Below are 5,994 nucleotides of genomic sequence, written 5' to 3'. Positions count from 1 at the left end.
GCCCCCGCCCCGAGCCCCTCCGCTTCTTCGGCACGACCTGGGTCGACCACGACAACGGCTACGCCGCCCGCCGCGCCGCGGTGTCCATCGGCTCCCTCGCCACCGCCGCCGTCTCCTGCCTGGTGCTGCGCTTCGCCTACGAGGGGCTCCAGCTCTCCGACATCGGCGGCTTCGTCACCGTCCTGGTCGTCGTGATGTTCGCGGTCTGCAGCGCGCTCGCCTACCGCCACACCTGGGACAGCTTCAGCAAACGCCCCGACCCCGACCGCCAGGCCTCCCTCCGGGGCCTGCTGGCCATCGGCTTCGTCGGCTCCCTCCTCGCCTACTTCTTCCGCACCCTCACCGAGGCCCCCGGAGAGAAGCTCCACCGCGAGGAATACGAGACGGCACGCAAACAACACGAGAACCGCACCACCCGCCGCACAGGCAACCCCTCAAAGAAGCGCCGCCGCACCTAGCCACAGGCCACCCTCCCTCCCTCGGCAAGACAAGAGACGCACGCCGACAACCGCCCCCATCAGTTGCACCACCCCACGCCGCCACGCCCGCCACTCACCACTCGACCACGCACCGAACCACTCACCGAACCACCTCCCGCCAAACTCGGTGCACCCCGCACCAACCAGGGCCACCATGGCCCTATGACGGCCCCTTCCCACACCGACCGCGCCCGCTCCTTCAACGCCGCAGCAGCCCAGTACGCAGCCAACCGCCCCTCCTACCCACCCGCCCTCTTCGACGCGATCGAGGAACTCGCCGGCCGCCCCCTCACCGGCGCCCGCGTCGTCGACGTAGGCGCGGGCACCGGCATCGGCACCGCCCTCCTGCGCGCTCGCGGCGCCGACGTACTCGCCGTCGAACCCGGCGACGGCATGGCAGCCCAGTTCCGCCTCAACCACCCCGACATACCGATCGTCCGAGGCAACGGCAACGCTCTCCCCCTGGCCACCGCCTCCGCCGACTTCATCACCTACGCCCAGGCCTGGCACTGGACCGACCCCACCCACTCGGCGCCGGAAGCCCTCCGCGTACTACGCCCCGGCGGCACACTCGCCCTGTGGTGGAACACCACACCGCTCGACATCCCCTGGCACATCGCGCAGGCGCAGCGCATCGAGCGCCGCTTCGGCCACCATCCCGCCGTCGAACAGAACGGCAGCGGCGCCCGGGCCGCCCTCGCCGACCCCACCGGCCGCCTCGACTTCACCCGCCGCAAGGTCCGCTGGAGCCGCCGCGTCCCCATCGACACGCACCTGGCGAACATCGGCAGCCACTCGATCTTCCTGGTCCACGGCACCGAGGCGAGCACCGCCTTCCTCACCGAGGAGAAGCAACACCTCCTCGACGCCTTCCCCGACGGAATCATCGAAGAGACCTACGACGTCGACCTCCTGGTCGCCACCACCTCCTGACACCGTCGCCCTCCTTCGAACCCCGGCACCGACCACCGAGCCTCACCGCTCCCTCCTCCTTCTCCTGCCCTCCTCCCTCCTACGCCCGCCCCGCCACGATCCGGCGAGGGCGGGCGAGCCATGTCGCCCTCATGTCACCCCCCCACAGCGCCACCGCCATGCCACCCCGCCGCTTGACGCCGCACACTCACCGGAGGATTATTCATCACATGATGAATTACTCGTCCGTCCGATCCGACCCACCCGACGAGCCCGCCATCCGAGCCGAGACCCTGAACGTCGTACGCGGCACCCGCCAGGTCCTCCGCGACCTCGACTTCACCGTCCCGCGCGGCCAGATCACCGGCCTCCTCGGCCCGTCAGGCTGCGGCAAGACGACCCTCATGCGGGCCATCGTCGGCACCCAGGCCAAGGTCACCGGCACCCTCGACGTCCTCGGCCGCCCCGCCGGCCACCCCACCCTGCGCACCCGCATCGGCTACGTCACCCAAGCTCCCTCCGTCTACGACGACCTGACGATCAGCCAGAACCTCGCCTACTTCGCCGCGATCCTCGACCCCGGCCACACCGCCGCCGACCGGCGCCACGAGAACGTCACCCGCGCCATCGCCGACGTCGACCTCACCAACCACGCCGACGCCCTGGCCGGCAACCTCTCAGGCGGCCAGCGCAGCCGCGTCTCCCTCGCCGTCGCCCTCCTCGGCACCCCCGAACTCCTCGTCCTGGACGAACCGACGGTCGGCCTGGACCCGGTCCTGCGCCGCGACCTCTGGGCCCTCTTCCACGACATCGCCGGCTCCCGCGGCGCCACCCTCCTCATCTCCTCCCACGTCATGAACGAGGCCGAGCGCTGCCACCGCCTCCTCCTCATGCGCGAGGGCCAGATCCTCGCCGACGACACCCCGGACGCCCTGCGCACCCGTACGGACTCCGAGACGGTCGAAGCGGCCTTCCTGCACCTGGTCGACGAGGCCGTCGCGGCCGCCCGCGCGAAGGAGACCACGCGATGACCACGACGACGAGTACGCCCACCACGCTCCACCCGGCTCCCACCGGCGCCCTCAACCTCGCCCGCACCACCGCCACCGCCGCCAGGGTCCTGCGCCAGCTCCTCCACGACCCACGCACCATCGCGCTGATGCTCCTCGTCCCCTGCGTGATGCTGTTCCTGCTGCGCTACGTCTTCGACGGCAGCCCGCGCACCTTCGACAACATCGGCGCCTCCCTCCTCGGGATCTTCCCGCTGATCACGATGTTCCTGGTCACCTCCATCGCCACCCTGCGCGAACGCACCTCCGGCACCCTCGAACGCCTCCTCGCCATGCCCCTCGGCAAAGGCGACCTGATCGCCGGCTACGCCCTCGCCTTCGGCACCCTCGCGATCATCCAGTCCGCCCTGGCCACCGGACTCGCCCTCTGGTTCCTCGGCCTGGACGTCACCGGCAGCCCCTGGCTGCTCCTGCTCGTGGCCCTGCTCGACGCACTGCTCGGCACCGCGCTCGGTCTCTTCGTCTCGGCGTTCGCGGCCTCCGAATTCCAGGCCGTCCAGTTCATGCCGGCCGTGATCTTCCCCCAGCTCCTCCTCTGCGGCCTCTTCACACCCCGCGACAACATGCACCCCGCCCTCGAGGCCATCTCCAACGTCCTCCCCATGTCCTACGCGGTCGACGGCATGAACGAAGTCCTCAAGCACACCGACATGACCGCCAACTTCGTACGCGACGCCCTGATCGTGGCGGGCTGCGCCCTACTGGTCCTCGGCCTCGGCGCGGCGACCCTGCGACGCAGGACCGCCTGACCGCGCGGGCCTCGGAGCCAGGGCGCGGCCCGAGCCACGCCGGACCACGAGCCCGTGCTCGGTCCAGCGCAGCGGCCGGGCCCGCCCGCCCGTCCGCCCACCGGACACGCTCCCTCCAAAGCCGCCCCCGGGTGCGAGGATGAACCCGGACGACGCAACCCCCGGAGGGCACCCCAGCCATGACCCAGAAAGTCGCAGTCCTCGGCACCGGCAAGATCGGCGAAGCCCTGCTCAGCGGAATGATCCGCGGCGGCTGGGCCCCGGCCGACCTCCTGGTGACGGCCCGCCGCGCGGAACGAGCCGAAGAACTCCGCACCCGCTACGGAGTCACCCCGGTCACCAACGTGGAAGCCGCCAAGACCGCCGACACCCTGATCCTCACGGTCAAGCCGCAGGACATGGGCACCCTCCTCGACGAACTCGCCCCGCACGTCCCCGCCGACCGCCTGGTCATCAGCGGAGCCGCAGGCATCCCCACCTCCTTCTTCGAGTCCCGACTCGCCGCCGGCACACCCGTCGTCCGCGTCATGACTAACACCCCTGCCCTCGTCGACGAGGCCATGTCCGTCATCTCCGCCGGCAGCCACGCCAGCGAAGCCGACCTCGCCCACGCCGAGGAGATCTTCGGCGCCGTGGGCAAGACGCTCCGCGTCCCCGAGGGACAGCAGGACGCCTGCACCGCCCTCTCCGGCTCCGGCCCGGCGTACTTCTTCTACCTGGTCGAAGCCATGACCGACGCCGGCATCCTCCTCGGCCTGCCCCGGGACAAGGCCCACGACCTGATCGTCCAGTCCGCGATCGGCGCCGCGACGATGCTCCGCGACAGCGGCGAACACCCCGTCAAGCTCCGCGAGAACGTGACGTCCCCCGCCGGCACCACCATCAACGCCATCCGCGAACTCGAGAACCACGGCGTACGGGCCGCCCTCATCGCCGCCCTCGAAGCCGCCCGCGACCGCAGCCGCGAACTGGCCTCCGGCAGCAACACCAAGTGACGCCCAGGGCCGCCCCCGCCCACGGGCGGCCCAAGCGCACCCCTGGACCTACACGGTCACCCCGATATCGGAAGTAGCAGCCGCACCCGCACCGGCCGCTGCCGCCGGCAGCAACCCGATCGCCCGATACGCGGCATCCACGGTCGGCCGGGCCATCGCCCGGGCACGCTCCGCACCATCCCGCAGCACCCCCTCCACATAGCCAGGATCCGCGCACAGCTCCCTGTGCCTCTCCTGCACGGGCCTGAGAGTCTCGACCACGGCCTCCGCGGTGGCCGACTTCAAAGAGCCGTACGACTCATATACACCGCTCAGCTCCGATGGGTTCCCACCCGTACAGGCAGCCAGGATCTCCAGCAGATTCGCCACCCCCGGCTGAGCGGCCCGGTCGTACACGACCTCCCGCCCGCTGTCGGTCACGGCCCGCATGACCTTCTTCCGCACCACGTCCGGCTCATCGAGCAGATAGACGATCCCCGGCCCGGAGTCATCGCTCTTGCCCATCTTCGAAGCGGGATCCTGCAGATTCATCACCCGAGCCGCCACCTGCGGCGGCGTCGCCCGAGGCACCACGAACGTATGTCCGTACCGCTGGTTGAACCGAACCGCCAGATCCCGCGCGAGCTCCACATGCTGCGTCTGATCGTCCCCGACCGGCACCTCGTCCGTCCCGTACGCCAGGATGTCCGCCGCCATCAGCACGGGATACGTCAGCAGCGACAGCCGCACGCTCCCACCGCGCTCCCGCTCCCGAGCGGCCTTCTCCTTGTACTGGATCATCCGCCGCATCTCACCGTCCGTGGCCACGCACTCCAGCACATACGACAGCCGCGCGTGCTCATCCACATGGCTCTGCACGAACACGGTGCACAGCTCCGGATCCAGCCCCGACGCAAGCAACAACGTCGCCGCCTGCCGACTGAGCCTGCGCACCCGCGCCGGATCGTGGTCCACGGTCAGCGCGTGCAGATCGACGATGCAGAACAGCGCGTCGGCCTGGTGCTGATCGACGTCAGCCCACCGCCGCATGGCCCCCAGATAGTTCCCCAGCGTCAGATGCCCGGTCGGCTTGACCCCACTGAAAACCAGCGTCATCTCTCTCCACCTCCTGGTCGAGGCCGCCGACCCCGGCCGGCCGACCCTCACAAGCTCTGGAGGGAGAAACGAGAACGGCCGCCGAGGCGGCGGCCGTTGAGTGCATACGTAACTACGGCCGCCGTCAGGCGGCCCACCACAGTTGGGTGCACGTACGCGTCGTCATGCGTCCCAGACTACGCCCCGAGGGTGCCCTCCGGCGTGAAGTTGACACGCCCTGACCCGGTCCGTAGTGTTCTCCGAGTTGTCCGACGTGAGCGCCGACTCCGGTCGGTCCCCGGACAGCCACTCCGCAAGTACCAGCCAACCTTCGACGATAGTCGGTCTGTCTGCCGTCGTTTTATTGGCATGCGTATTTACGGAATGAGGAATCCGCGTTCGACAGAACGCAGCCCCCGATTAGCTCGGGAGCAAGGAATCCGCTAAAGTCTCACTCGTCGGAACGGCTCAACGGCCGCGAAGACAAGCCCCGCTGACTGGGAGTCAGGCCCGAAAGGATCTGATAGAGTCGGAATCGCCGGAAAGGGAAACGCGGAAGCGGGAACCTGGAAAGCGCCGAGGAAATCGGATCGGAAAAGGATCTGATAGAGTCGGAAACGCAAGACCGAAGGGAAACTGCCCGGAGGAAAGCCCGAGAGGGTGAGTACAAAGGAAGCGTCCGTTCCTTGAGAACTCAACAGCGTGCCAAAAGTCA

6 protein-coding genes are annotated in these 5,994 nt (G+C 69.4%); 5 read left to right on the top strand and 1 reads right to left on the bottom strand.

The genetic code is table 11. The features are described from left to right. From L0P92_RS41240 to proC, 5 genes are all read left to right on the top strand, one after another. A partial coding sequence (locus tag L0P92_RS41240; RefSeq protein WP_234768271.1) for an EamA/RhaT family transporter occupies positions 1-458 on the top strand: 458 nt, incomplete at its 5' end. 183 nt (positions 459-641) lie between these two features. Further along, entirely contained in the window at positions 642-1,412 is a 771-nt protein-coding gene (locus L0P92_RS41235; RefSeq protein ID WP_234768270.1) for a class I SAM-dependent methyltransferase, read from the top strand. A gap of 209 nt (positions 1,413-1,621) precedes the next feature. Continuing rightward, positions 1,622-2,422, top strand: a complete 801-nt coding sequence (locus tag L0P92_RS41230; protein WP_234768269.1) for an ABC transporter ATP-binding protein — start codon at positions 1,622-1,624, stop codon at positions 2,420-2,422. Continuing rightward, a complete protein-coding gene (locus L0P92_RS41225; protein ID WP_234768268.1) occupies positions 2,419-3,210 on the top strand; it encodes an ABC transporter permease in 792 nt (263 codons plus the stop codon). Before L0P92_RS41230 ends, L0P92_RS41225 begins: the two co-directional genes overlap by 4 nt. 179 nt (positions 3,211-3,389) lie before the next feature. Further along, positions 3,390-4,205 carry a pyrroline-5-carboxylate reductase gene (gene proC, locus L0P92_RS41220; RefSeq protein ID WP_234768267.1) on the top strand — a complete coding sequence of 272 codons (816 nt, stop codon included), beginning with the start codon at positions 3,390-3,392 and terminating at the stop codon, positions 4,203-4,205. 48 nt (positions 4,206-4,253) lie between these two features. Here the strand turns inward: proC and trpS are convergent, their stop codons facing one another. Then, positions 4,254-5,300: a tryptophan--tRNA ligase gene (gene trpS, locus L0P92_RS41215; protein ID WP_234768266.1), complete on the bottom strand. Its 1,047-nt coding sequence runs from the start codon at positions 5,298-5,300 to the stop codon at positions 4,254-4,256. Positions 5,301-5,994: the final 694 nt, after the last annotated feature.

Origin of the sequence: Streptomyces muensis, assembly GCF_021474425.1 — a bacterium.
GTDB lineage: Bacteria > Actinomycetota > Actinomycetes > Streptomycetales > Streptomycetaceae > Streptomyces > Streptomyces muensis.
This window is presented reverse-complemented; position numbering and strand designations above follow the sequence as displayed.